Raw genomic sequence first — 25331 nt, forward strand, 5'->3', positions numbered from 1 at the left:
GGTATTATTATGGTGAAAAAAGGGTACTTTGGTAAATACAAAGGCATAGAGTATGAGGTAACTAGAGATATGCAAAATAGATTTCTGATAATGACAGATGATTTATCCAAAACTACAAGTGATTTTGTCGATCTTTATAATAGTGGTGTCTACACAAAAGAAATAAACCAGAATGAATTGAGTGAATACTATAAGATAGAGCCTTATGTAAATTATAAAGGACACAAATTTGGAGTAAGTTCGTCAGAGTTAAATGGAAAAGTACTTATTGGTACAACAGACAGTATTTTGGCTGAACAGCTCAATTTTGAAAGAACTGACAAATACTATTATGAAAAGTGGATTTCTAAGGATGATGTAACCATTATCGAGGAAAGAAAGGATATCACAACTTAACAATTTAAGAATAGTAGAGTATGCCTAAGAAGGTATGCTCTTTTTGCTTTAATAGGATGAACACTGCTGCGGTTTTCCTTCTATTTAAGACAGAGGAAGTCGAAAGAATGGAAATACCTTACTTAACTTCATTAAGTGATTCATCCTATGCAAGAGAAAATATTAGCTATCCACAAACGGGTAACGGAATTACATCCGCAAGAGATGGAAATTAATTAGCTGAATACGAGGCAAGCGGCTTTATGAAACCGCAGAATTATACTCTGTTATAGATGGAAAGGCAACTCTCGTAGGGGTTACGATGACAGATTAGAAAAATTCACAAAGATGCAGAATTAGGAGAAATTATCATGACTAGAAGAGGGGTGTATTGCGTATACAATGGGTATGAATTTCGTTTAAACCAAAAATCAGATGGAACCCATGAGATTGTACAAAAGATAAAATGAAAATAGATGATTCATTTATACTTTATCAAAATTCAAAAGATATTCATAACCAATTTAGATGAGCAATATTATTCTTTCTTTGTACTTAAGCCAAATAGAATAATTTTAGAAAAAGGAACAATCGATAGATATAATGTTTTGTTTCTTGGAAAGGATGATGCAAAAGTTTATATAGATAAATCCAGAAATTTAATTAGGGCCGCTTGCATTCTATATGATTTTTCCTTAAAGTTAAAGCTATTTTATGATCTTATTAATGGAGGTAAAAACGGATTCTGATTTTATAGAAACTGTAAAGACATTATATCTTCAAGGTTGAAGAGCTTTTTAGGGGCTTTAGTATTGAGTATGGGGTGAATATAGGAATAATATCTTTGCAATATATAAGGGAACAGAATATGCTGCAGGTATTAAAGCAGATGGACGGATTATTTTACGATCAGAAAGATTCAGAGTTGAATTATTTGGATTTGATAAGAAAGCGATTGCTGATAATACTATATATGTAAGAATGTCCATCAAAATGACATAGAACAAATTTATAAGAAATGGATAGAAGCAATTTATAAGGGTTATAAATTGAAGTGGTTGAAACAAAAGGTGATATGATATCCATTGTTACTATGACTGGCGATTATAAGATTTGGGAAAGATTAAGCATGAATCTGATAGATAAAAGAATCTATCAGAAGTGGATATATAAAGATGATGCTATTATCAATGGAATAAAAAGTATTATTTAATGTTAAGATCTTAATTAAGTGTAAATGAGAAAATAAACATTGATTAGTTGTTAAACAAGTACGATAAATCTATCTCGAACAGCTAGTTATTTTATATTGTAAATTCCGTTTTGAAAGCTTCAATCATAATCGTAAAGGGAATTTAAAACCTTTTGGCATTAGGGCTAAGAAAAAGAAGAAAAAGAAGCAGTTCAGCATCAAACCAAGGAAACTTTATTAAAGGTAAGAGGTTTCTTTTAAAAGGAGCATGCCCCTGGGCATGCTCCTTTCACAATGGATTAATCAATTCCTCACTATTATTCCTCGGCGAGTTCACCAATGTAGAAACAGGATAAGCCGTCAATTCCTCGGAATAAGGATTCAATAATTCCTGCAAATTATCTGGGTCTTGTTGTTCCCGATCAAGCCAAATGTCCTGAGCGTTGGCTGGCAGGATCACTGGCATGCGGTGATGGATCTGCTGCATGAAGCTATTGGCTTTGGTTGTGATAATGGTGCAGGTGAAAACGTTGCTGCCATCCTCCTCTTGCCACTTTTCCCAAAGGCCAGCGAAGGCGAAGGGTCTCTTATCTTTACGCTGGATGCGCATGGGCTGCTTGTTGCCGTCTTCGGTTTTCCATTCATAGAAGCTGTCGGCAGGGATTAAACAACGCTGTTTCTGGAAGGCTTTTTTGAAGCTGCGTTTTTCCAATAGTGTTTCGGCTCTGGCATTGATCATTTTGCTGCCGATTTTTTTGTCGGGTGCCCATGGGGGAATCAGTCCCCAGCGCAGGCTTCCCAGCCGCCGATTTTTTCCGTCGTGGATGATGGCGGCAATCTGCTGGGTAGGTGCGATATTATAGCTGGGCTCTAGCGCTTCCATTTCAGAGACTGCGTCATATGTACGCAGGATTTCTTCCCAGGGAGTGAGTAAGGTGAATCTGCCGCACATGGTCATCTCTCCTTTTTCCATCCAGTATAACCCTTTTGCTGATTACCGAAACGATCCAGAAACAACGATACAGAGGAGGATGGCTCCCAACATGACGATGGCAAATGCCCAATCGGTCCAGCGTACGTGATAGGAGCGGTAAAATGTACGGTCCCTCTCGCCTGTAAAACCTTTGGACTCCATGGCAACGGCAGTACGCTCGGCTTTGCGGATTGCACTGGCCAGCAGCGGAATGGTGTATTGTTTGTACCTGGTAAAACGGCTGGTTTTCGTTCTGGCACCTCGGATGAGATGGGCGGAACGGATTGTTGATAGTTCTTCTTTTAATAACGGCAAGAAGCGATAGCCTGCCAGAATACCGTAAGCAAGCTTGGGTGATACACGGCATTGCTGAATCAAACTCAAAATAAACGCCACTTTATCTGTTGTCAGGACGAATAACAGAGACAGCGTGGCGTAGCTGAACACGCGGATAGCTAATGCAAGTGCGTCCTGTACTGATTCTCTCGGCAATTCCCAGAAAAGGAATTGCTGGGTGACAGCCGGATTTTCCGGTGCCTTTGCAAACAACAATGTAGAAACCAGCATACCAAGAGCGAATAGTGTGAAGGGAAGCAGATAAAGCAGATATTTCTTTAGCTGTACCTTCCCGAACAGCAATGTGACAACCATCGTCCAGCCAATGTACAAAAGTAGTGCCATCGGATCAAAAAGGAAAGCGATGATGATTGCTGCAATTGTCACAGTCCCTGCCTTGATGCTGGGGTTGATGTTATGCATAAAGGCTCGCCTCCTGTTTGCGCTTCAGGTAAACTTCTCTTGCCGGAAGGGAAAGGCCATGATCAGGCAAATCCGTTCTCGCCCAGATGGCAGCAGGTTTGTCATCGTGAACAATACTGCCTTTATCCACAATCAGAACACGTGTTGCAAAACGATCGACCAGTTCCATATCGTGCGTAATCATGACAATGGTGCAGCCGCGCTGGTGATGTTTACGGATCAGATTCATCAGCACGTCGGTCGTATGGCTATCTTGGCCGAATGTCGGCTCATCCAGCACGAGCAGCTGAGGCTCCTGAACGAGCATCGTCGATACGCTAAGCCGTCTTTTTTGGCCTTGGCTCAAGGTGAAAGGATGCTTGTCGGCTTGTGCAGCTAATTGGATTTCCTCTAAAGCCTTCTGGATTTCCCCCTCGTATGCCGTCTGACTGTAGGCAAGTTCTCCCCAAACAGAGTCGGTAAGAAATTGATGCTCAGGATTTTGAAATACATACCCGATCTGCTGATATAGTTCATCCGTTTTCCAACGAGAAAGTTTGTTTCCTAGAAATTCGATACCCCCACCTGTAGGTTTCAGCAATCCAGTCATCAGTCGGGAAAGAAGCGTCTTTCCGCTGCCGTTTTTGCCTGTAATAGCTAGGAATTCTCCTTGCCAAATAGTAAGGTTAGGGATATCCAGCAAGACTTTTTCTTTATTGTGGAAGATAGCATTCTCTACACGGACAATACATTTCTCTGTCTGCATAACTTCCGGCGTTACTGTCTGGAATTGCAAACCGTCAGGGAGCAGGTCGATTGTAAGCGGCCAGGGCTTTGGAAGCTGTGCTTGCTTGGCAAGAAGAACGGCCTCGGGCAGCCAAATGCCGCGTTGCTGCAGATCCTCGTCATACAGATTGATCGCATCACGCAAGTCTCCGTCAAAGAATAACGAGCCATCTCGGTCCAGAAGCATTGTCCGGTTAATAATTGGCAGCCAGTAGTCAATATTGTGTTCAATTATCAGAAGTGTGATATCCTGCTGTTTTTTTAAGTGATGGATCGTTTCTACAAGATCCTTGCTCGCTGCCGGATCCAGGTTAGCTGTCGGTTCATCTAGAATAAGCAAGCGAGGCTCCAGCGCCAGAACCGCTGCCAATGCGACTTTCTGCTTCTGTCCGCCGGAAAGGGTATGAATCTGATCCTTTCTCCTATTCTGTAAACCAACAAGGGAGAGGACGCGGTCAATTTCCGAATCCATCTTCTCTGGAGCTAACTTTCTATTTTCCAAACCGAAGGCTATTTCATCTTCCACGGTCAGCATGCAGAATTGTGTTTCGGGATCCTGAAATACAGTTGCAACCTCTAAATTAATTTCTCCGCTTTTGAAATCCTCGATCTTGGACCCTGTGAAGGAGATACTGCCGCTCATCTTTCCATCCAGTTCTTTTGGATACAGCCCGTTCAAACAATAGGTGAGTGTGCTCTTTCCGGATCCGCTTGGGCCAAGCAGGAGAATGCTGTCCCCTTGCTGTATCGTAAAACTCAAATCGGTTAAAGTAGGGATGCTTTCTTCCTCAAATGTGACGGTAAGCTGGTTTACTTCCAGAAGGGGCTGTTTCATCCTGCTTTTCGCTGGCGGTATGTTTTGCCGAGCGGGAAGCTCGTCAATGTTCCAGTTTTCGCCAGCGCCTCACTGATTGCTTTGCCGATCAGTCCGCTTATCACAGCTCCGCTGATGATCCGGACAACAAGCATAAGCACAACGTAAGAAGGGTCAAGCGCTACAAAGCCTCCGCGGAAATATCCCCAGATGAAGCTTGTGATGGCTGCGCCAACTCCTGCACCCATCAATACGAGCACATGATAAGAACGGTAGCGCGTCATGGCAAATGCTGCTTCAGCACCGAGCCCCTGTACGACAGCAGAAAGAATGACAATCGGTCCGACGCTGCTGCCAATCAGCACCTCTACAATTCCGGCAATCGTTTCCGAGACTAGGGCGACACCAGGTTTTTGGATAATATAAGCGGCCACGATGGAGACAAGGAACCATACCCCGAAGATGATATCGGTTCCAATCGGACCGACAAGCCCCATCATCACGACATTGACAGGCAGGAATAATAGATAAACAATACCGAATACGACGGCAAGCGCCGCCATGACGACAATATCCTTCATCCGCCAGCTTTTCATTTGATCACACCCTTGGCAGAAGGACTGTTAGCTGACATGGTGACCGTCATGACTGTATGCGAAGAGCCGGAGCTTTCCGTTTCGGTGAAAACATGCTCCAAGCCTTCAAACACATCAATGGCATTGCCATCAAGCCGGGTGGAATAATGAGACTTGGAAACAGTGATTCCACGCTTACGCATATTTTCGATCTGGCTGTAGATGGTATCCATATAATTACCGCCACCTAATGGATAGAGCGAGAATTTGGATGCCGTTTCAAGCTGCTTTACTCCTGCTGTAGTGGGAAAGTTCAGCTTGACCTCGTCTTCGGCCATATAGACATCCCCTGTCGAATCACCTGGACAGCCGATTGAGTAGGTGCCATTGAACACGACATGTTCTCCATCTTTAGCTGCTGCCAGAAAAATAGCGGATGTGACATCAAATACATGTGGAATTCTCCCACGTACAAGAGTTGTTACATCATCTGTCTCCATCCATACTTTTGAGGTATCGACGATCTCCAATGCCTCCAAAATGATTTCCTTGAATCTGTCTGCCATCGGATAAACCGAAAAACTGCAGCCGGCAATTCGGCTGGTCCCGCAATAATTTTGCATTTCCAAGATGATTCCTCCTATTTTTTTGCATATAAAAAGCGACGGCACCATAGGGCGCAGTCGCAGAATATACACAAAAAGAATAGGATAATTCTGGCTGCACTTCCCCACGCTGGTATTATCCAGATCGAGTTCAAAGGGTCAGAATCAAGGATTCCTCTCAGCCGTTGCCAGCTCCCCTAGTGCGTCGCTCGTTATGCAATTTATAGATTCATAGTAAGAAATAAAATGGAGTTTGTAAAGCGTTTCTTGTTGGAACGTCATGATTTCTGTATGCATGGGGGGAGGGAAAGGATTAGATAGCTTGACATAAGGGAAATTAAAAAAGAAAAAATGGAGGGGAAAATATGGAGAAGCACGCTTTTTCGGATACTGAGTGGGAGTGGCTTCAACTCAATCGGGAAATAGATGTAGAAAGAAGTTCAGAATTAAAACATTACACGGAGGAAATACCTTGGCTCGAACACATAAACGACACAAAGACCAATAGCTTGCAAATGGAGACAACCAATCATAAATCCTTAGCTGTTTGGGGAACACTCATCTATGTACAAGAAGTGGATAAAGAGGAAGAGAATCATCTTTTACAATTCTTCGTAAAAGAAAAAACACTGTTAACGACAGAACTTGACTTAACTTTATTACCAGCAGCAACAAAAAAAGGGATTCTTGCTAAAATGCAAGATGCAAACAATGCAATTGAAGGATTCATGATACTCCTCGGGGAGATCATGTCGGCCTTTCTACATAAAATAGATCAATATGAAGTCAGGCTGAACGATTTGCTTTGGCAAGTCAAAGAGCATAATGACACTAGGCTGCTTAATAAGATAGCCGAAAACCGGCATGAAATATTGGTGTGGAAAAACTTCCTGATCCCATTCATGGAGGTTAAGACAGGCATAGTCGAAGCATTTGGAGAGAGATATACGCAGAACGTGCATTTTAAACGGACAAACTATCGATTTGAACGTTGTGACAATCTCGTTCGCGCCTATGAAGAAGAAATCAGGGCTTTGATTGATTTTGAGGATGTTGTTTCTTCTTTTAGAGGCAATGAGATCATGAAGACACTTACTGTCATGACGGTTCTCTTTACCCCTGTCATGGCATTTGGTGCATTATGGGGCATGAATTTTGATAACATGCCCGAATTGAAGTGGAAATTCGGATATATTGGAGCCATGATTTTAGTCATTCTTTCGACCTTTCTTGTTTATTGGTTCTTGAAAGCAAAAGGCTGGACAGGAGATATGCTAAAGTCGAAGAAGAAGCGGAAGTATGTGGATTAAAGCTGTAAATTATAAGGTGATTTGTTTCTAGTTGTATATCAGGATCATTTTGATTTACCAGTAGAAGCAAAACTATTGTTTTAAAAGGAGAAACAACTATAGAGACAGATGGCTTTACTGTTGTGATTTCAACATGCTCAATTTGTCGTTTGGGCCGCTGGTGAACTATATTAACTGCGCCTGGTTTATGATACAAAGAAATTTGGATTGTAAATAAGCGTTTTACATAGAACATCTTCATTAGTGCAACTAAAAAAGGATCGCAGAGAATGAAAAAATTGCTCTGCGATCTTATTTCATTTCTTTTTAATCGTTATCGTCCAAGCCGCTTCACCCAATTGCTCATAAGCAGTTACTTCATGACCTGCTTCGGCTGCCCATCTGGGAATGGATTCGGTTCCTTGGGTGCAATCGAATTGAACCTCCAGCTCATCACCCGATTGTATGTGTTTAATGGCTTCCTTTGCTTCCACTAATGGGAAGGGGCAGACCATTCCCATAACTTCCAATGTTTTTTTCATTTCCAGACACTCCTTTATGCTGGTACAGCATGTGTAGTTTGCTTTGCTTTTTTACGTGGTCGTACATAAACAAAATAAGAAGCAGTCCATGTTCCTAAAATCATGAAGGCTAACGAAATCCATCCTTGCCACGTCATCATGGCAGTCATCACAAGACCGTTACCGATTGAACAGCCACCTGCTAAGGCTGCACCGAAGCCCATCATCAGTCCGCCGCTGAAGCTATGAATGGTTGTTCTCAAATCAGGCAGCCTGAATCTGAATTCACCACTCATTTTTGCTGCGAACAAAGAACCTAAAAAGATACCAAGGACAAGAAAAACACCCCAGTTGATAAAACTCAATTCCCCTGTAACCAAATATTGAAGAATATTTGCCGAGGGCGTTGTGATACCCAAACCTGAGATACGCCCGGTAGCAACACTCAACGGCCACGCCAAGATGGCGATGAGCCCTACGAGAATGGCAGTGACAAACGGATGCCAGCGCTTCTCGAAAAGAATATGCGCCAGACCTGTTCTTTTTGGCTTCAAACCTGGAATCTTGACTTTTGGTTTGCGCAAAGTACGATAAACGATGAACCCGACTACTGCGGTAAAGGTGCCAATCAATATCCAGTTATTTACCCCTAATGTAGCTGCAATGGAGTTGTTCTCCAACTGCACCACCTTTACAGCTGTGTCCAATGGCAGCAATACACCTGACTTCATGATGGCTGCCACTAGCATATAGCCGGCCAGTGCAATCCAGCTGCCGATTAACCCTTCCCCAGCACGATACCAAGTACCTGTCGCACAACCGCCAGCAAGAATAATACCGATGCCGAAGATGAATGAACCTATGATTACCGCTATGATTGGCAGCGTACCTGCGTGGAATTCAAAGACTCCTAAATGGATCAAAGCATATACGCCAATACTTTGAATCGCAATTGCAATCAGCAAGGCATAAAACATTCGGTTATCTTTCGTTAAAAACATGTCGCGAAAGCCGCCAGTCAAACAAAAACGCCCTCGCTGCATCACAAATCCCAGTAATGCCCCGCAAAGCAAACCCGTCAGGATCATTTGAATCATTGTTACACCTCTCTTAATCCGAGTATTCTTATAAGTTTTTATGATAATGCTTTGTTCATGCAGAATCAACCTTTAATTTGTTTTTTTCTGAATTTACAATGTGTTCGGTGATTTGGTTATTTTTGTAATGGGGCTATTGTGATAAAGTTAGGGAAAAGGGGGGCTGAGGTGAGAAGATTCATTATTCTATGTTTATTGTTCATTGTCTCTGGTTGTACAAGAGAGCTTGAGCCGAGTGCGTACGGAGATGTCATAAAAGAGACGGATCCTTTGGTAACACTTGAAATAGAAATTGACACCAGGACAGTTCCCGATGAGATACCTTATCTGATAAAAAATCAAAGTGACCATTCTTTGACCGAAGGCAGGGAATTTGCAATAGAAAAATATGATGACAAACAAGAAAAGTGGTTTCAGATACCTTTTAGGGAAGGCAGTGCACACCAGCTTGATGCTTGGATCATCGAGCCCGATTCACAAAGCAGGGAATCTGTCAACATAGATGTTTTGGACCAATCTCTGACTGATGGTGTTTATCGGCTAATCAAGGTTCTATCATCCGATGGAAACGGAATAGTCGTTTATGGCAAGTTCACTGTGGAGAATGACAAAATCAGCAAAGGAGCTGAACAATGAAAAAAGTGATCATAGCTGGAGGAACAGGCTTCGTTGGTGAATATTTCACGAAACGATTCACGGAATCAGGATATGAGGTGCGTATCATTTCCAGGCAGAAACAGCATATATCCTGGCATGATAATGCGGCTGTGAATGAGGCACTGGAAGAGGCAGATCTCCTTATCAACCTTGCTGGTAAGTCGGTGAATTGCCGATACAATGAGAGTAATAGACAAGAAATTATGAATTCAAGAGTAGCGACAACGAAAATATTAGGCGAGGCAATTCAGTCCTGCAAGAATCCACCCAAACTATGGATCAATAGCAGTACGGCAACCATTTATCGACATGCGGAGGATCGTCCGATGACAGAAGCAGAAGGCGAAATCGGGGCGGGCTTTTCCGTGGATGTTGCCACGAAATGGGAGGATACATTCTTCTCATTCAAACTGCCAGAAACAAGACAAATCGCATTGCGAATTGCAATTGTTTTGGGGAAAGACGGAGGGGTCATGACACCTTATCGAAATTTAGTGAAGTTCGGACTTGGTGGTGTACAAGGCACTGGTGAGCAAATGTTTAGCTGGATACATATGGAAGACTTGTTTCAAATCACGTTCTTCTTGATAGAAAGAAAAGAGCTGCGCGGCGTTTTTAATTGCTCGGCACCGAACCCTGTGACAAATCGTGAATTGATGCAAATACTGAGAAGCGAAATGAAGGCTCCTTTCGGATTGCCTGCACCTAAATGGATGCTGGAGATGGGGGCCATTTTCATCCGGACCGAAACGGAATTGGTATTGAAGAGCCGGTGGGTTATACCTGATCGGTTAGAGCGTGAAGGTTATATGTTTCGTTATAAAACACTTGACCATACCTTACAGGATATTCTGCAAGTGTGAATAGCGCATGGAGATTTTATAGGGATTTATGATAAGGAGAAATCCTGTTTAGCATTCTATAAAAACAAAATATCTGAACCACTCAAGAGACTCCTTCAGGGGGTCTTTCTTACATTAATTACTTGCATAGTGTCATAATAAATACCGGACAAAGAAAGCCTGCTTTATCGTCCTTATTCAAAGTCTTGGATAGCCGAGGAAAAAACTGAACGAATAGCATAAAGCTGCGGAGAAGAGGCAATATGAAAGTGAATAATGAGTCAATTGAATTAGCAAAATCAATGGATTTGGAGTCCATACAACAATTATTCGATGAAAGCAGTAAAGAACTTCAAGAAGAGGGGATTTTTCAATGGGATGAAAACTATCCCAACCGAGATTATTTTAAAGTAACAATAGGAGCAAAAGAACTGTATGTACTGAAAATAGACGGAAGAGTCATGGGAGCGGTTGTGTTGAATGAATGGCAATCACCTGAATGGAAGACAGTGAATTGGCGGAACAAAAATGGCAATAATTTAATTGTCCATACTTTTTGTATACATCCTCGGGCACAAGGGACAGGCTATGGCGGAAAAATACTGAAATTCGCTGAGGAAATGGCATTGAAACAAGGGTATACCGGAATTCGCTTGGACGCTTTTTCCAAGAACGAAAATGCATTGGTTTTTTACGAGAAAAAAGGCTATGTAAAAGTGGGAGAAATTAAATTCCAGTCGAAGCCGATAAATGATCAACTGTATTTCTGCTTTGATAAGATTTTCAACAAATGAATATATCTTATGGATACAGATTGTTTGATGACAAAATTGTATCTGGGATAAAATAAATACGCTAGTCAAGGATATGGGAATGAGGGACAAATATGAATTTGTCAGGAAACACAGTACTGATTACCGGCGGAGCTTCCGGAATCGGTTTTGCTTTTGCGGAAAGGTTCATCAAAGCAGGCAGCAAGGTGATCGTCTGCGGTCGTCGTGAAGCGAAGCTAGAGGAAGCAAAGGAAAAATATCCGGATCTTATCACGCGTGTGGCGGATGTTTCATCGGAAACGGATCGCGTTGAACTATTTGATTGGGTAACAGAAAACCATCCAGAAGTGAACGTACTTGTAAATAATGCAGGTATACAGCAGCGGTATAATATCTTGACGGCGGATGCAAAGGATAACTGGAGTTATTACAAGCAAGAAATAACAGCCAATATTGAAGCTCCTATGCATCTTGCTATGTTGTTTGTACCGTATTTTGCGAAAAAAGATGCTGCAGCGATTATTAACATCACATCTGGTTTAGGATTCACACCAATGGCAATCGCGCCGATTTATTCGGCAACAAAAGCAGCAATGCACTCCTTTACGGTCAGCGTCAGACACCAGCTTTCCGATACTCCTGTCCAAGTGATCGAGGTGGCACCACCGGCAGTAAATACGGATCTGGGCGGAGTAGGACTGCACACATTCGGGACGCCTGTGGATGAGTTCGCCGATGCGATATTTGAACAAATAAAAGCAGGCAGCTTGGAAATGGGTTATGCCCGATCAGAAAAAGCCAGAAAAATGTCAAGAGAAGAAATCGATGAAGCTGTTGCCGGTATGTATGAGAATATGAAGGATTCGATCAAATAAGGTATAACAAAGGGCCATATGGTGAGCAAATATGTTCATCGTTGGTCCTTTTGTTAAAAAAAGCATCATTTAAAACATTCTGGTTGGGTTTGCGATTTTACTGCGGCCAACCCGGTTTACATGATGCATTGCAGCTAAAATTAGAAAGATGTCATCTGTTCCATATTTATCTGCAGATTGATGTCAGGGGAACATTAATTTTATATAGATGAAACATTTCCTTCTCTATATCGTATATCTAATACGACATCAAAAGGAGGAACAGGATGATTTTTCTTATTGCATTAGCCGGCTTGGCTGGCTTTATCCTAATAGCTTTGGCTGATTTGGCAGCTGGAGGAGGAAGAACAAAGGTTAAGCAGTACCTGGCTGCAGGAATTGTTGCTTATATTGTACTGCTTATCACCATCTATTTCGTTTTACCTGCATTCATTATCCAAAATATCTTGTGGTTGAACGCAATCGGAATATTCTTTGCTGCTTTTGGGCTATTTGCAAGCAGCAATCAAGCGGCAAAGAAAAAAAGGAATATAGGCGTTTCACTTGCGGGAGTATTAATAGCATTACTTGTGATTGGGGGAATTGTTTGTGTGATTGCCAATTTCGCAGTATACCAGTCTACGTATGACCATGTCGTCAAATCCACTGAAGAAGAAGCAAAGCCATTGGATGAAGATAAGACACCGATTGCAATTGCACCTAGCTCGGTCCGGAACAAGATGAACAAGAAGATGAGTGTCGTACCGAATACGCAGCTTTATCATCTAGGCAGTCTGCAGACCCAAACAGTGGGGGGAACCAATGAATACATCGCGCCTGTTGAATTCGATGGTTTCTTCAAATGGCTAAAAGGCGGCGAAACAACAGGTTACTTTGTCATTGATGCGACTGATCTCGGCGCACAACCAGAGTTTGTCGAAAATGAATTATCGTATGTACCATCTGCTTATTTTCATAAGGATCTGAAACGAATCATCTATTCTCGTTACCCTTCTTACATCCAGGAAGGAGAGGCGCGTTTGGAGGTCGATGAAGAAGGAAAGGCATGGTACATTCAGACCGTTTATCAGCCCAAATTGTTCACTGACAAAGCGAACGGTGACGATATCCAAGTGGTCGTGGTCAATCCATATAATGGAGAGTCTGCTATTTACGACGCTGACCAGGCACCTGATTTTATCGAAAACACGATTTCACCAGAAATGGCTAGTAAGTTGAACACATATTACGGAGAGTACAGTGGCGGATTCTGGAATCGTCATTTCGGGAAATCCGGTGTGAAAATTCCGAATGATAATGGCACGGAGCATGGTGTCACAGCTGTATTCGCTGAGGATGGCAGCATCCAGTACTTCACTGATTTCAAATCGCCGAAGGAGAATATCGACTCTGCGCTCGGCTACTCGATGGTCGATGGCCGCACCGGGGAAGTGACATTCTATGGTGGGGAGAAGAACAATGGAATCATGGACTCTTCGGGGGCCGTGGAAGTGGTGGAGAAAGAATATCCTGAAAAGAAATGGGAAGGGAAAATGCCAGTTCTCTACAATATTGACGGTAATCCAACCTGGGTGATCAGCGTGCTCGACTCCAATGGAATCTTCAAGCAGTATGCTTATGTACGAGCGGCTGATTCCGACTATGTCGTTTTCGGTGAAGATGCAAAAAGTACGTTGGATGCGTATCGTCTGCAGCTGGCAACAGATACAAGTACTGCAGAATCGACAGGAGATGCTCCAGTGCACAAAGTGAGCGGGGAAGTGAATCGCCTTTATATTTCCGGAGACAATGCCGGATCGAAGACGATTCAGTTCTTGCTGACAGATCAGGATGTCATCTACAGTATCAACGCAACCGATGCACCATACGCCATTTTCCTGAAAGAAGGCGATCAAGTCAGCTTTGAGGCTGCGATGCATGATGGGGCAAAATCAGCAACAATCGAACAAATATCCATCGAAGGATTGAATTAAATGATAGAAGCCAGCTTTCAAGATGAGAGCTGGCTCTATTTAAAGAAAAAGGAGTGCTGTTATGAGTGAAGGCAAAGAAACTCCGGAAATGCGAAGGGAAAAATTGAGACAAGAAGAAATAAAACAGAATCCAGCAGGCAATCTAAGTGATGCGTTCAATAGGAATGAAAATGGAAACCTCACTGATTTGGTTGGCGGCTTAAGCTGGAAAGTGGCAGGGATCATTCTGCTCATATTGATTGTTTTTTTAGCGGCATTGTTGTTCTTCGGCTGAAGATTTTTTGGAGATCTATTCAAGTTACAGCGGGAGTTGAATTAACTCAAAACAGATTAAATCTGAATCAAATCATAGTAACAGTACTGTTAAACACATATGAAACGCTGCTTGCCATGGGCGGTGATGGGGCAATCAATGAATGCATCAATGGCTTGCGAAAAAGAGCAAAAGCCCACTTTTGCTTTTGTGCCGCTGGGCACTGTGAATGATTTTGCCCGTGCTTTGAACATTCCTTGTAAACCTGAGCAGCGCTGACTTTAGTGAAGGACTATCATACGAACGCAGTCGATATTCGTAGCAGGTTTCGAAAAGTTTGCTGAAGAGGCCGAGGTGGATGACCATCACGTTTTGAAAGCGTTATCCATTCCAAAGACAGTCAAGTGGATTCCTGATATCTGGAAGGGTAAACTGGCATCCAATGAGCAAGTTGCTTATTATCGTTCCCAAAGAACATAAAAACCTCACCTGTTTAAGGTGAGGTTGTAGAGCTTGAAGTTGAATCATTGAGAGCAGGAAGCTCTAATTGGTCACGCAGTTCCTGGGTGGCGTTAGCAAGTGACGTTGGATCTGGAAGAAATGCGTAGGCGTTATAGCCAGGGACAATCTCATTTCCGCCTTGCCCTTCCAGCTTCAGACTTTCCACTGCCAAATCATTGTTCACACCGTAGGAAATGAAGCTTTTCATTTCATCGAATGTCATATTCGTCGTCATGTTACTGCCGACAGCATCCAGAAGACTGGAATATTTAAGTACTGAGCTCATATCCGTCGCTTTATCCATCATCGCTTCAATGATCTGCTGCTGGCGGTCGTTACGGGCAAAGTCACTATCTTGCTTCCGTGTCCGAGCAAGGGCTAGTGCTTCTTCTCCGTTCAAGGTCTGGACACCTGGCTGTAAGTGGATGGCGCCTTTTTCATCCTTGGAGTTCATTTCTTCCAGTTCATATGGTACGTCCACTGTAATGCCATCCAGGGCTTCGACCACACTGATGAAAGCTTCGAAATTCACATCGATATAATAATCGACTGGTACCTGAAGCAGTTCTTCCACTGCTTCGGCGGTAGCTGTAGGACCGCCATTGTAGGAACCATTGATTTTTGTGTTGCGTTCCAGGTAAGGTACGTACGTGTACGTATCCCGCGGGATGCTCAGCATCTTGATGCTTTTATCATCTTTATTGAAGGTAGCAAGAATCATCGTATCGGATCGTTTTCCGATATTATCTTGTTCCCGTTTGGCACTGGAATCGGATCCGATGAATAGCACACTGACGCTGTCTTCTGCCGGATCAACGGCACTGTCGCGCAGCGTGGATTTCTCCCGGCCATCATCCACGAAGGAATCATTGGCAAGATTCCCGGCTTTTACGTAAAGATACCCAGCATATGCTGCCGGAATGAGAAGCAAAAGTAAAACAATCAGAAATATATTGCGGATGATGCGCTTCTTGCGGGATTTCTTCCGCTTTTTCTGTGAACGGCGCATCTCCTGTCTTTCATCTTTTGGCATATATATGTTTCTCCTTTAATCTGCTAATCTAGAATTTTGTCAAAATTTGTTTGGATATCCCCACGCTCTACTATATCATATCATTCGCCAACGAGGGGTATGATTCTATATGATGGAGAAAAGAACCAATAAGCAGGTGAGTTGAGGATGAAGTTGCACAGCGTCGAAGAAGTGGAAGAATTCATCAATGGCAATGGACTTGCTATCTTGTTCATCTCTTCACCAGGCTGCAGTGTTTGCCAAGCTTTGCTGCCTCGTATGGATGACATGGTACAAAAATATCCAGCTGTACAGCTCGGGTATGTTGATGCAGGGGAGGTCCAGGAAGTGACGGGTAAATTTCTGGCATTTGGAGCACCGACAATTTTGGTATTTGCCAAGGGGAAAGAACAGTTCAGAGAAGGTCGGTTTATCCGTATGGAGGATTTTGAGGCTAAGTTGGAAAGGCTCATTTCATTGACGGATTATTAAGAATGTGTAAAGAAACTTACTTTCTGAAACTAACATGGTATCATTTTCGTAAATGGATTAGTTCCTATTTAGGGAGGTAAACCTATGTTCAAAAAATTCATCCGTAAAATACAAGAATCAGCCGGCGGCAGCAGTCATCGCCGCGGCAGAAGATACGATTCCAGCGGCTATCGCGGACGCCGTTATGATTCCAGCGGCCATCGTGGCAGAAGACGTTATGGTTCGAGCGGCAGCAGTGGCTATGGCCGGAATCGTTATGGCGGCAGCAGCCGTTACAAACGCCGCGGATATGGAAGCAGCAGTTAATCTGCTGCTTCTTTTGCTTTTTCCAACGCGTCAATCGCCCGAGAGGCAGAAGGAAATGGATCCCGAATGCCTAATAATCTTTCAAGAGCATGCCTGCATGCACTTGATAAAGTAAGCTCTTCCGTCCATGGGAGAGCTTTTTTATTTGTCTTCTCAAAAGTCGTATATAAAAGGTAGAGCAGGATATCCCCTAAATCAAATAAATCCTGTTCCAAACGATTTTGTTCCTCGATTTCTTTTGGACCGCTGAACTGTTGTGCCAGTCCGAAATCGATAAGCGAGGCATGTCCATTCGCTAACATGACATTCGGAATTCGAATGTCACCGTGGTAAATGCGGCGATCGTGCAGATAAGCGACAACATTTGCTATATCGATTGTCAGCTCAAGCGCCTTTTTTTCACTGTATTGTTTTTTTGTATCGAATATATGCTGTTCCAGGTTCTCACCAGTTACGAAATCCATGACGAAAAAGTAACCGTCATCCGTGTGAAAAAAAGAAGTGGAAGCTGGGATGGAAGCGTGATTCAGTTCTTTCAACAATTCATATTCCTGCTGGAACATGCGAAAATATTTCTTTCTTTTTTGGCGGCTGCGCCGAAGCTGTTTAACCGTACATGTTTGCTGCTGGGCAATATCTTTGCAGAGATAAGTCGTTCCATAGCTGCCGGAACCGAGTTTACGGATGACAAGATATCTCTTTGCAATATAAGTCCCCTGGGGATATTTTTTATCGACAAGATAACGGTGCAGCAGGCGTAAAGGTCTGAAAATATGATAGAACATATGAGATCCCCGTTCTTTTTTATTTTCAGTATAAAGGCTTGCCTGCATGTTGCAAAGTATGTTGTCAGAATATATAATAATATTAAAGTGATATCACTTTAATATGAAAATGTAGGAGTGACGTGTATGAAAGAAAAACAAGCTGCCGCCTTGAATGGTTTCCTTGGGGTACTGATCATCCTTATTTGTGCAGGTGCAGGTGTATTCAGTTTGATACAGGAGGCGATTGTTCCAGCTATCCTGTTGTTCATAGTCGCTGTAGTCCTGGCAACCGGAGTCGTTATCGTACCTCCTAATCAAGCCTACGTCGTGACGTTCTTCGGTAAGTATATCGGAACAATCCGCGCTAACGGTTTGTTCCTGACCATCCCTCTGACAACAAGACAGCGAATCACGCTGCGTATCCGCAACTTCAATTCCAAGACACTTAAAGTGAATGATGTAGAAGGTAATCCAATTGAAATCGCTGCGGTGATTGTGTATCGTGTAATAGATACTGCAAAAGCAGCCTTCAATGTGGATGATTACGAAGAGTTTGTTGCCATTCAAAGTGAGGCAGCTGTACGAAGTATCGCCTCCAACTATCCTTATGATAATTTCAATGAAACAGGCTACTCTTTGCGCGAAAATGGGGATGAGATCACTGGTAAACTCCAAGCGGAACTGGAAGCACGTCTGAATGAAGCTGGAGTGGAAGTGATGGAAGCGCGATTCACGCATCTGGCTTATTCCACTGAAATTGCCCAGGCGATGCTTCAGCGCCAGCAAGCTGCAGCGATTATCGCGGCCCGCAAAATGATTGTCCAAGGGGCAGTCGGTATGTCGATGGATGCTGTCGAAGCTTTGAATGAAGGCGAGCTGGAGCTGGATCCAGAGCGCAAGGCACAGATGGTGAATAATTTGATGGTGGCCATTGTTTCCGATCGCGGGACACAGCCCGTCGTGAACAATGGGTCACTGTATTAAAGCAGGGATGTTATGGCGAATAAAAAGAGTTTTCCGTTGCGCATCAACCAGGAAATCTATGACATGGTTCAGAAATGGGCAGACGATGATTTTCGCAGTGTGAATGCTCAGATTGAATATCTGCTTCGCGAACAGCTGAAGCAAGCCGGCAGACTGAAGCCGGAAAAAGAAAAATAGAGCAGGAAGGGTGATGCTTCCTGCTCTTTCTTTATGCCAAGCTGTTGGCGGGGAGATGCATAGTGAGTTCATGCAGCTCAGACAGCTTTTGAAGATCGAAGTTCCCACCGCTGATGACGATACCGCAATGTTTGGAACGAATACTTTGATGATGGCGCATCAAGGCTGCAAATGCCGCAGCGCCGGCTCCTTCAGCAAGCGTCTTGTGCCGTTCGAGCAGCTGCAGAATAGCAGCAGCTATATCACGCTCCGAAACAGTGACGACATCATCCACGTATTGCTGGATCAATGGCATCGTCACCTTGCCAGGCTCCTTGACGGCAATGCCTTCCGCAATCGTCGTACAAGTAAGTGATGGTATCAGATGCTTGTGGAATGCATGATAAGTTGCACAGGCTGCTTCCGTTTGTACACCGATGATACGGATGGAAGGCTTGATTTGTTTGGCGGCAAAAGCAATACCGCTGATAAGCCCGCCGCCACCGATCGGAACGATGATACAGTCAAGATTTGGCTGATCTGCAAGCATTTCCACAGCGATCGTACCTTGCCCGGCGATGATATCCACGTCATCGAAAGGGTGGATGAATGTCGCCCCTGACTGCTGCTGCGCATTCTGGGCAGCGAATAGTGCTTCTTGGAATGTGTCGCCTGTCAGCTCGACTTCTGCACCATAGCTCCTTGTCGCTTCCACCTTTGGCTTCGGTGTACGGATCGGCATATATATTTTGGCCGGAATGCCGCGTTTGGCAGCTGCCAAGGCAACACCTTGAGCGTGGTTTCCGGCAGAAGCGGCGATGACGCCACGCTTTGCAGCTTCTTCACTCATACTGCCAATTTTAAAAATCGCTCCGCGAGCCTTGAATGCGCCTGATTTCTGCTCGTTTTCCATCTTCATATATACGTTCCTGTCCATCAACCTGTCAAGCGTTGTAGAGGTCTTGATAGGTGTATGATGTACCAAATCCTTCAAAAAGACTGCAGCTGCTTGTATTTTTTTCTGACTTAAGCAATCCCCAATGCCTTCACGCTCCTTTAATTATATGTCTGTTCAAATTGCGTTATCTGATCAGCATAAGTCAATGTAATGCCAATCTCGTCCAGTCCATTCAATAGCATATGCTTATGATAGGCAGGAATGTCAAAGTCTGCCTCAAAGCCTAGCGCATCATACACTTTTTGTTTCTCTAGATCTATTGTCAGTATATACGAATTTATCTCTGCCTGATTGAGCAGATAGTCTACTTTGTCCTCGGATAGTTTGATAGCTAGTATGCCATTCTTTGTCGTATTATTATAGAAAATATCTGCAAAGCTAGGTGCAATGATCACTTTGAAACCATAATCCAAAAGCGCCCAAGGAGCGTGTTCACGAGAAGAACCACAGCCGAAATTGTCTCCGGCAATCAAAACGGATGCCCCTTTGTATTTCGGTTGATTCAGCGTGAAGTCCTGGCGTGGCTGATCTTTCTCATCAAATCGCCAGTTATAAAAAAGAAATTGTCCAAACCCAGTTCGTTCTATCCGTTTGAGAAATTGTTTCGGTATGATTTGGTCTGTGTCGACATTTCGCTTTGGAAGCGGATAGACAAGTCCATTATGTGTTTTGATCGGTTCCATTTCCCATCCTCCTTACACAGTTGGTGCAGCGACTTGCCGGACATCGACAAACCTTCCTTCGATTGCAGCTGCGGCCGCCATTTCCGGGCTGGCCAAATGAGTGCGGGCTCCAGCACCTTGCCGACCTTCGAAATTCCGGTTCGAAGTGGAAGCGCAGCGCTCGCCAGCTGGTACGACATCATCATTCATTGCCAGGCACATACTGCAGCCAGCATCGCGCCATTCAAAGCCTGCATCCTTGAAAACCTTATCCAAACCTTCTTGTTCCGCTTGCATCTTAACAGTAAAAGATCCTGGTACGACCATGGCACGAACGGAAGGATGGACCTTTCTTCCTTGGATGACACTTGCAGCCTTGCGCAAATCTGTGATTCGTGAATTTGTACAGGAGCCGATGAAAACATGTTGGATTTCGATGGAAGTCAGCTGCTGGTTCGGCTCCAATCCCATATATGCAAGTGCTTGTTCGACAGATGCTTTTTCTTCTTTATCTTCTATGAGTGCCGGATCCGGGACACTTGCGGATATCGGCAGACACATGCCTGGATTCGTACCCCAGGTCACTTGAGGTTCGATTTCGGATGCGTTCAAATGTACCGTGTGATCATAGGCAGCACCTTCATCGGTGGCAAGCTGCCGCCACTCGGAAACTGCTTTTTCAAAAGCAGGACCTTCCGGGGCATATCTTCTGCCGCGGAGGTATTCGAAAGTCGTTTCATCCGGACTTATCAAACCAGCGCGTGCCCCTGCTTCAATCGACATATTACAGACCGTCATCCGTTCCTCCATGGACAGGTTTCGGATGGCTTCGCCGGTATATTCGAGCACATAGCCGGTACCGAATTTGACACCGAACTTACCGATGATGGCCAGAATCAGGTCCTTGGCTGTCACGCCAGTTCCAAGAGTGCCTTCAATTTGCACATTCAATGTCTTTGGTTTACTTTGCCAAAGTGTCTGCGTAGCAAGAACATGCTCCACTTCGCTCGTACCGATACCAAAAGCCAAGGCACCGAATGCTCCATGGGTGGATGTATGGCTATCACCGCATACGATAGTTTTGCCGGGCTGTGTAAGACCAAGCTGCGGGCCGATGACATGCACGATTCCTTGGTCCGGATGATCGATATCTGCCAGCCGGATGCCAAATTCCGCACAGTTGGTTCTTAATGTTTCCATCTGTGTGCGGGCAACTTCATCGCGGATCACCGAACGATGAATCGTTGGTACGTTGTGATCTACGGTTGCATATGTCCGCTCTGGCTGTCGTACTTTCCGACCTGCCAGGCGCAGCCCCTCAAAAGCTTGAGGGGAGGTCACTTCATGTACAAGATGCAAGTCGATATACATGAGATCGGGCTTATTAGGCTCTTGTACAACGGTATGTTTTTCCCATATCTTTTCGATAATCGTCTTCGGTTGCTTCATTGTTCTCAGGTCCTTTCTTAAGAACTCACTTTTGCTGTCATCAGCTGCTCGATGATAAGAGATGTCATTTTTTCTGTACCGACGATTGATTCCGGATTCACTTGCATATCTTGTGTTCCGTATCCGCTTTGCAGCACTTCATCGACAGCTGCTTCCACGGCGTCTGCCTCTTTCTCCATGCTGAGGGAGTAGCGGAGGAGCATGGCAGCGGATAGGATAGCGCCAAGCGGATTGGCAATATCCTTACCGGCTATATCCGGAGCGGAGCCATGGACTGGCTCGTAAAGACCAAGTGCATCATCCCGTAAGCTGGCCGAAGGAAGGAGGCCGAGTGATCCGGTCAGTACAGATGCTTCATCGCTCAGGATATCGCCGAAAAGGTTTTCGGTAACAATGACATCGAAATAAGTCGGATTGGTGATGAGTTTCATCGCTGTTGAGTCAACAAGCATATGCTCAACGGTCACCTCCGGATAATCCTTACTCTTTTCGTCGACGATTTCACGCCATAGTTTGCTGGATTCCAGTACATTTGCTTTGTCGACGGAAGCTAGACGTTTATTACGGAGCATGGCACTTTGAAACCCGGTCTCGACTATCCGTTCAATTTCGTTTCTGTCATAGCGCAGAGTGTCAACAACCGTTTGCCCTTCATTCCGCCGTTCACTTGGGGTACCGAAGTATAGACCGCCAGTCAGTTCCCGTACAATCAACAAGTCGCTTCCTGCGACGATTTCCTGCTTCAGCGGTGAACTGGAGAGCAGGGGAGGGAAGGTTTTGACGGGACGCAGATTTGCAAAGAGGCCCAATCCTTTGCGCAGCTGAAGCAGTCCCTTTTCCGGCCGCAGATGAGGAGGCTGTCGATCCCACTCAGGTCCCCCTACAGCACCGAGTAAAATGGCATCCGCTTCTTTACAAGCCTGAAGTGTGTCTGCTGGCAACGGTTCCCCGAATGTATCAATGGCAGCACCGCCGATTGTTTTTTCATCGAATATAAAGGTGTGGGAGAAACTATCGGCTACCTGCTGCAAAACAGAAGCAGCTGCTTCTGTCACAGCAGGACCGATTCCATCTCCCGGAAGCAGTACGATCTTTTTTTGCATTGTCAGCACTCTCCAGGTCAGATTAGATTAAAGCTTGAACTTTTTTCAGTGTTGCAGCACGCAAAGCGCGATTCACGCCATTGACAAAGGCATGGCTGGAAGCCTTCAAAACATCATTGGCTGTGCCGCGGCCGGTATAGGCTTCACCGTCGACTTGCAATTGGACATGCACTTCAGCCAGAGCATCTTCGCCTTTGCCGACTGAATGGATACGATAGTCCGTTAGTGTCACTTGTTCATCGATCAGGGCAGCCAACGTATTGTAAATGGCTTCCACAGTTCCATGTCCAGTCCGTGCGGTCTCCTTGATGCCTTGCTCAGGTGTTTGTAGGGCGATGGTGGCCGTCGGCAGATTTTGCGGACCCATCGTCACTTGAAGGGCTTTTACTTCGTAAGTCTTCACAGGATCATGTTTTGTCTGGATATCCAGCGCAATGGTGAAGAGGTCTTCATCCGTTACTTCTTTCTTTTTATCAGTCAGACGTTTGAAGCGGTTGAAAGCTTCCTGTAGCTGCGTCTCTTCAAGGACAAAGCCAAGTTCCGCAACTCTCGTATTGAATGCATGGCGGCCGGAGTGCTTTCCAAGTACTAGATTGGTAGCATTCATGCCAACCAGTTCCGGTGTGATGATTTCATACGTTTCCGCATGCTTCAGCATTCCGTCTTGATGGATGCCGGATTCATGGGCAAAAGCATGGTCTCCGATAATTGCCTTATTGCCCGGTACGGTCATGCCAGTCAACTTGCTGATCAGGCTGCTGGTCCGTTTAATTTCATTCAATATGAGACGGGTAGAGTGCTGATACACATCTTTCCGGATATGAAGGGCAACTGCGATTTCCTCCAAGGCGGCATTGCCGGCACGTTCTCCTATGCCATTCACTGTTCCTTCGATTTGGGTAGCGCCATTCTCGATAGCGGCGATGCTGTTGGCGACAGCCATGCCCAAATCATCGTGACAGTGTGCCGATAGATCCGCTTTTTCGATATTCGGAACGTGTTCCTTCATATAAGCAAACATCTTGCCGTACTCGGCTGGGGTAGCATATCCGACAGTATCGGGCAGATTTACAACTGTTGCACCAGCTTCGATGACTGCTTCCACAACACGTGCAAGGAAAGGCAGTTCCGATCTGGAAGCATCTTCGGCAGAGAATTGGACGATTGGAAAACGCTCCTTCGCATAGGTGACCATTTTAACAGCTGTTTGCAATACTTCCGCAGGCGTTTTTTTGAGCTTATATTCCATATGGATAGGGGAGGTTGCAAGGAATACGTGAATTCTTGGCTGTTCCGCATCTTTCAATGCTTCCCAAGCAGCGTCGATATCACTTTTCTTTGCCCGGGCCAAGGCCGTGACTGCTGTCGTCTTGATGGAGCGGGCAATTTCTTGGACAGCCAGGAAATCCCCCTCGGAGGAAGCGGGGAAGCCCGCTTCCAATACATCCATCCCGAGGCGTTCCAGCTGACGGGCGATCTCGAGCTTTTCCAGTTTGTTCAGATTTACTCCTGGTGTCTGTTCGCCATCCCGCAGCGTTGTATCAAAAAATTTTATTTGAGCCATGGACAATCACTTCCTCAGCGGATTGTTTTTTCTTCCCTTGTTTGACAAATGGCATCAATTCACGAAGCTCACGGCCGATTGTTTCGATTTGGTGATTGGCTTCTCTTGTATTGATCGCATTGAATTGCGGGCGGTTTGCTTGGTTTTCCAAGATCCATCCTTTAGCGAAGGTTCCATTCTGAATATCTTCCAATACCTCTTTCATGCGAGCCTTGGTTTCGTCATTGACTACCCGTGGACCCGAAACGAAATCGCCCCATTGAGCGGTATCGGAGATGCTGTAACGCATGCCTTCCAGGCCGTCTTCATACATAAGGTCGACAATCAGTTTCAATTCATGCAGACATTCGAAGTAGGCAACTTCCGGCTGATAACCTGCTTCTGTCAATGTTTCAAAGCCTGCTTTGACAAGGCTTGTAAGTCCGCCGCAAAGTACTGCCTGCTCACCGAACAAATCAGTTTCGGTTTCTTCCTGGAACGTCGTCTCCAAGATGCCGGCACGTCCTGCGCCGATACCTTTGGCGTAAGCAAGTGCTACCTCTTTGGCTGTTCCGGTCACATCTTGGTAGATGCCGTATAGGGCAGGCACGCCGGCTCCTTCTGTATAAGTGCGTCGGACAAGATGTCCCGGACCTTTCGGTGCTACAAGGAATACATCCACATTAGATGGAGGTGTGATTTGGGTGAAGTGAACATTGAAACCATGAGCGAATACCAAGGCATTCCCAGTTTCCAGATTTTGCTCGATGCTTTCTTTATAGATAGCAGGCTGAAGTTCATCCGGTACAAGCATCATGATGATATCGGCCGCTTCTGCTGCTTCAGATGCAGATCGTACATCATGTCCATCCTCGACTGCCTGATTCCATGATTTTCCTTGACGAACGCCGACCACGACATCAAATCCGCTTTCTTTCAAATTCTGTGCGTGGGCATGACCTTGAGAGCCATAACCGATAACTGCGATCTTTTTACCTTTCAATACCTCTTCTTGAATGTCATTGTGATAGATAACTTTTGCCATTATTTAGTCATTCCT

28 protein-coding genes, 1 pseudogene and 1 riboswitch are annotated in these 25331 nt (G+C 44.6%); of the genes and pseudogenes, 14 read left to right on the forward strand and 15 right to left on the reverse strand.

Annotation, left to right across the window (positions count from 1 at the left end):
- Window positions 1-9: 9 nt before the first annotated feature.
- Entirely contained in the window at window positions 10-396 is a 387-nt protein-coding gene (locus AB1K91_RS08765) for a hypothetical protein (RefSeq protein WP_413089415.1), read from the forward strand.
- A 1460-nt stretch (window positions 397-1856) separates the two neighbouring features.
- Here AB1K91_RS08765 and AB1K91_RS08770 read toward each other — a convergent pair.
- From AB1K91_RS08770 to AB1K91_RS08790, 5 genes are read right to left on the reverse strand one after another with little or no spacing between them, the layout of a single operon-like run.
- Window positions 1857-2519, reverse strand: a complete 663-nt coding sequence (locus tag AB1K91_RS08770; protein WP_413089416.1) for an SOS response-associated peptidase — start codon at window positions 2517-2519, stop codon at window positions 1857-1859.
- 42 nt (window positions 2520-2561) lie between these two features.
- Window positions 2562-3299: an energy-coupling factor transporter transmembrane component T family protein gene (locus AB1K91_RS08775; RefSeq protein ID WP_413089417.1), complete on the reverse strand. Its 738-nt coding sequence runs from the start codon at window positions 3297-3299 to the stop codon at window positions 2562-2564.
- Entirely contained in the window at window positions 3292-4899 is a 1608-nt protein-coding gene (locus tag AB1K91_RS08780; RefSeq protein ID WP_413089418.1) for an ABC transporter ATP-binding protein, read from the reverse strand. The genes AB1K91_RS08775 and AB1K91_RS08780 overlap by 8 nt, the downstream gene beginning before the upstream one ends.
- Complete coding sequence (locus AB1K91_RS08785; RefSeq protein ID WP_413089420.1) at window positions 4896-5474, reverse strand: ECF transporter S component; 579 nt, start codon at window positions 5472-5474, stop codon at window positions 4896-4898. Before AB1K91_RS08785 ends, AB1K91_RS08780 begins: the two co-directional genes overlap by 4 nt.
- Window positions 5471-6076: a YkoF family thiamine/hydroxymethylpyrimidine-binding protein gene (locus AB1K91_RS08790; RefSeq protein WP_413089517.1), complete on the reverse strand. Its 606-nt coding sequence runs from the start codon at window positions 6074-6076 to the stop codon at window positions 5471-5473. The genes AB1K91_RS08785 and AB1K91_RS08790 overlap by 4 nt, the downstream gene beginning before the upstream one ends.
- 87 nt (window positions 6077-6163) lie before the next feature.
- Window positions 6164-6267, reverse strand: a riboswitch (TPP riboswitch).
- A 156-nt stretch (window positions 6268-6423) separates the two neighbouring features.
- Here AB1K91_RS08790 and AB1K91_RS08795 point away from each other — a divergent pair.
- Window positions 6424-7368 carry a magnesium transporter CorA family protein gene (locus tag AB1K91_RS08795; protein WP_413089421.1) on the forward strand — a complete coding sequence of 315 codons (945 nt, stop codon included), beginning with the start codon at window positions 6424-6426 and terminating at the stop codon, window positions 7366-7368.
- A 296-nt stretch (window positions 7369-7664) separates the two neighbouring features.
- Here AB1K91_RS08795 and AB1K91_RS08800 read toward each other — a convergent pair whose 3' ends face one another.
- Window positions 7665-7889, reverse strand: coding sequence for a sulfurtransferase TusA family protein (locus AB1K91_RS08800; RefSeq protein WP_413089423.1), 225 nt, complete (start codon window positions 7887-7889; stop codon window positions 7665-7667).
- Between the two features lie 14 nt (window positions 7890-7903).
- Complete coding sequence (locus AB1K91_RS08805) at window positions 7904-8965, reverse strand: YeeE/YedE thiosulfate transporter family protein (protein WP_413089424.1); 1062 nt, start codon at window positions 8963-8965, stop codon at window positions 7904-7906.
- Window positions 8966-9133: 168 nt separating this feature from the next.
- Here AB1K91_RS08805 and AB1K91_RS08810 point away from each other — a divergent pair, with 168 nt between their 5' ends.
- The 8 genes and pseudogenes from AB1K91_RS08810 to AB1K91_RS08845 all read left to right on the forward strand — a co-directional run bounded on the left by AB1K91_RS08810 (window position 9134) and on the right by AB1K91_RS08845 (window position 14818).
- Window positions 9134-9601 carry an immunoglobulin-like domain-containing protein gene (locus AB1K91_RS08810; protein ID WP_413089425.1) on the forward strand — a complete coding sequence of 156 codons (468 nt, stop codon included), beginning with the start codon at window positions 9134-9136 and terminating at the stop codon, window positions 9599-9601.
- Window positions 9598-10485 (forward strand): TIGR01777 family oxidoreductase, encoded by an 888-nt coding sequence (locus AB1K91_RS08815; protein WP_413089426.1) that lies wholly within the window; start codon window positions 9598-9600, stop codon window positions 10483-10485. The genes AB1K91_RS08810 and AB1K91_RS08815 overlap by 4 nt, the downstream gene beginning before the upstream one ends.
- Before the next feature lie 242 nt (window positions 10486-10727).
- Window positions 10728-11258, forward strand: coding sequence for a GNAT family N-acetyltransferase (locus AB1K91_RS08820; protein ID WP_413089427.1), 531 nt, complete (start codon window positions 10728-10730; stop codon window positions 11256-11258).
- A 92-nt stretch (window positions 11259-11350) separates the two neighbouring features.
- Window positions 11351-12112 carry an SDR family oxidoreductase gene (locus tag AB1K91_RS08825; RefSeq protein WP_413089428.1) on the forward strand — a complete coding sequence of 254 codons (762 nt, stop codon included), beginning with the start codon at window positions 11351-11353 and terminating at the stop codon, window positions 12110-12112.
- A gap of 266 nt (window positions 12113-12378) precedes the next feature.
- Window positions 12379-14085 carry a DNA-binding protein gene (locus tag AB1K91_RS08830; protein WP_413089429.1) on the forward strand — a complete coding sequence of 569 codons (1707 nt, stop codon included), beginning with the start codon at window positions 12379-12381 and terminating at the stop codon, window positions 14083-14085.
- A 61-nt stretch (window positions 14086-14146) separates the two neighbouring features.
- Entirely contained in the window at window positions 14147-14359 is a 213-nt protein-coding gene (locus tag AB1K91_RS08835) for a DUF6366 family protein (protein WP_413089430.1), read from the forward strand.
- Window positions 14360-14430: 71 nt separating this feature from the next.
- A pseudogene (locus tag AB1K91_RS08840) lies at window positions 14431-14617 on the forward strand (acylglycerol kinase family protein).
- Between the two features lie 75 nt (window positions 14618-14692).
- Complete coding sequence (locus tag AB1K91_RS08845; RefSeq protein WP_413089431.1) at window positions 14693-14818, forward strand: hypothetical protein; 126 nt, start codon at window positions 14693-14695, stop codon at window positions 14816-14818.
- A gap of 13 nt (window positions 14819-14831) precedes the next feature.
- Here the strand turns inward: AB1K91_RS08845 and AB1K91_RS08850 are convergent, their stop codons facing one another.
- Window positions 14832-15872 (reverse strand): LCP family protein, encoded by a 1041-nt coding sequence (locus AB1K91_RS08850; RefSeq protein ID WP_413089432.1) that lies wholly within the window; start codon window positions 15870-15872, stop codon window positions 14832-14834.
- Between the two features lie 147 nt (window positions 15873-16019).
- Between AB1K91_RS08850 and AB1K91_RS08855 the strand changes: the two genes are divergently transcribed.
- The gene (locus AB1K91_RS08855; RefSeq protein ID WP_413089433.1) at window positions 16020-16343 is read left to right on the forward strand and encodes a thioredoxin family protein; all 324 of its coding nucleotides are present in this window, start codon (window positions 16020-16022) and stop codon (window positions 16341-16343) included.
- Window positions 16344-16427: 84 nt separating this feature from the next.
- On the forward strand, window positions 16428-16649 hold the full coding sequence (locus AB1K91_RS08860) for a hypothetical protein (protein ID WP_413089434.1): 222 nt from the start codon (window positions 16428-16430) through the stop codon (window positions 16647-16649).
- On the opposite strand, the gene AB1K91_RS08865 is transcribed toward AB1K91_RS08860, so the two are convergent.
- Window positions 16646-17434: a serine/threonine protein kinase gene (locus AB1K91_RS08865; protein ID WP_413089435.1), complete on the reverse strand. Its 789-nt coding sequence runs from the start codon at window positions 17432-17434 to the stop codon at window positions 16646-16648. The genes AB1K91_RS08860 and AB1K91_RS08865 overlap by 4 nt on opposite strands.
- A 126-nt stretch (window positions 17435-17560) precedes the next feature.
- Here AB1K91_RS08865 and AB1K91_RS08870 point away from each other — a divergent pair, with 126 nt between their 5' ends.
- Both AB1K91_RS08870 and AB1K91_RS08875 read left to right on the forward strand, forming a co-directional pair.
- On the forward strand, window positions 17561-18400 hold the full coding sequence (locus AB1K91_RS08870) for an SPFH domain-containing protein (RefSeq protein WP_413089437.1): 840 nt from the start codon (window positions 17561-17563) through the stop codon (window positions 18398-18400).
- Between the two features lie 12 nt (window positions 18401-18412).
- Window positions 18413-18577: a type II toxin-antitoxin system antitoxin gene (locus AB1K91_RS08875; protein WP_413089438.1), complete on the forward strand. Its 165-nt coding sequence runs from the start codon at window positions 18413-18415 to the stop codon at window positions 18575-18577.
- Window positions 18578-18608: 31 nt separating this feature from the next.
- On the opposite strand, the gene ilvA is transcribed toward AB1K91_RS08875, so the two are convergent.
- The 6 genes from ilvA to ilvC are packed head-to-tail and all read right to left on the reverse strand — an operon-like array spanning window position 18609 to window position 25316.
- A complete protein-coding gene (gene ilvA / locus AB1K91_RS08880) occupies window positions 18609-19598 on the reverse strand; it encodes a threonine ammonia-lyase (protein ID WP_413089518.1) in 990 nt (329 codons plus the stop codon).
- Between the two features lie 14 nt (window positions 19599-19612).
- Entirely contained in the window at window positions 19613-20197 is a 585-nt protein-coding gene (gene leuD / locus AB1K91_RS08885; protein WP_413089439.1) for a 3-isopropylmalate dehydratase small subunit, read from the reverse strand.
- 12 nt (window positions 20198-20209) lie between these two features.
- Window positions 20210-21625: a 3-isopropylmalate dehydratase large subunit gene (leuC, locus tag AB1K91_RS08890; RefSeq protein WP_413089440.1), complete on the reverse strand. Its 1416-nt coding sequence runs from the start codon at window positions 21623-21625 to the stop codon at window positions 20210-20212.
- Between the two features lie 17 nt (window positions 21626-21642).
- Window positions 21643-22728: a 3-isopropylmalate dehydrogenase gene (leuB, locus tag AB1K91_RS08895; protein ID WP_413089441.1), complete on the reverse strand. Its 1086-nt coding sequence runs from the start codon at window positions 22726-22728 to the stop codon at window positions 21643-21645.
- Window positions 22729-22750: 22 nt separating this feature from the next.
- Entirely contained in the window at window positions 22751-24292 is a 1542-nt protein-coding gene (locus tag AB1K91_RS08900; protein ID WP_413089442.1) for a 2-isopropylmalate synthase, read from the reverse strand.
- Complete coding sequence (gene ilvC, locus AB1K91_RS08905) at window positions 24270-25316, reverse strand: ketol-acid reductoisomerase (protein ID WP_413089443.1); 1047 nt, start codon at window positions 25314-25316, stop codon at window positions 24270-24272. The genes AB1K91_RS08900 and ilvC overlap by 23 nt, the downstream gene beginning before the upstream one ends.
- Between the last annotated feature and the right edge of the window lie 15 nt (window positions 25317-25331).

It is taken from the genome of Terribacillus jepli, from assembly GCF_047228925.1.
Lineage (GTDB): Bacteria > Bacillota > Bacilli > Bacillales > Amphibacillaceae > Terribacillus.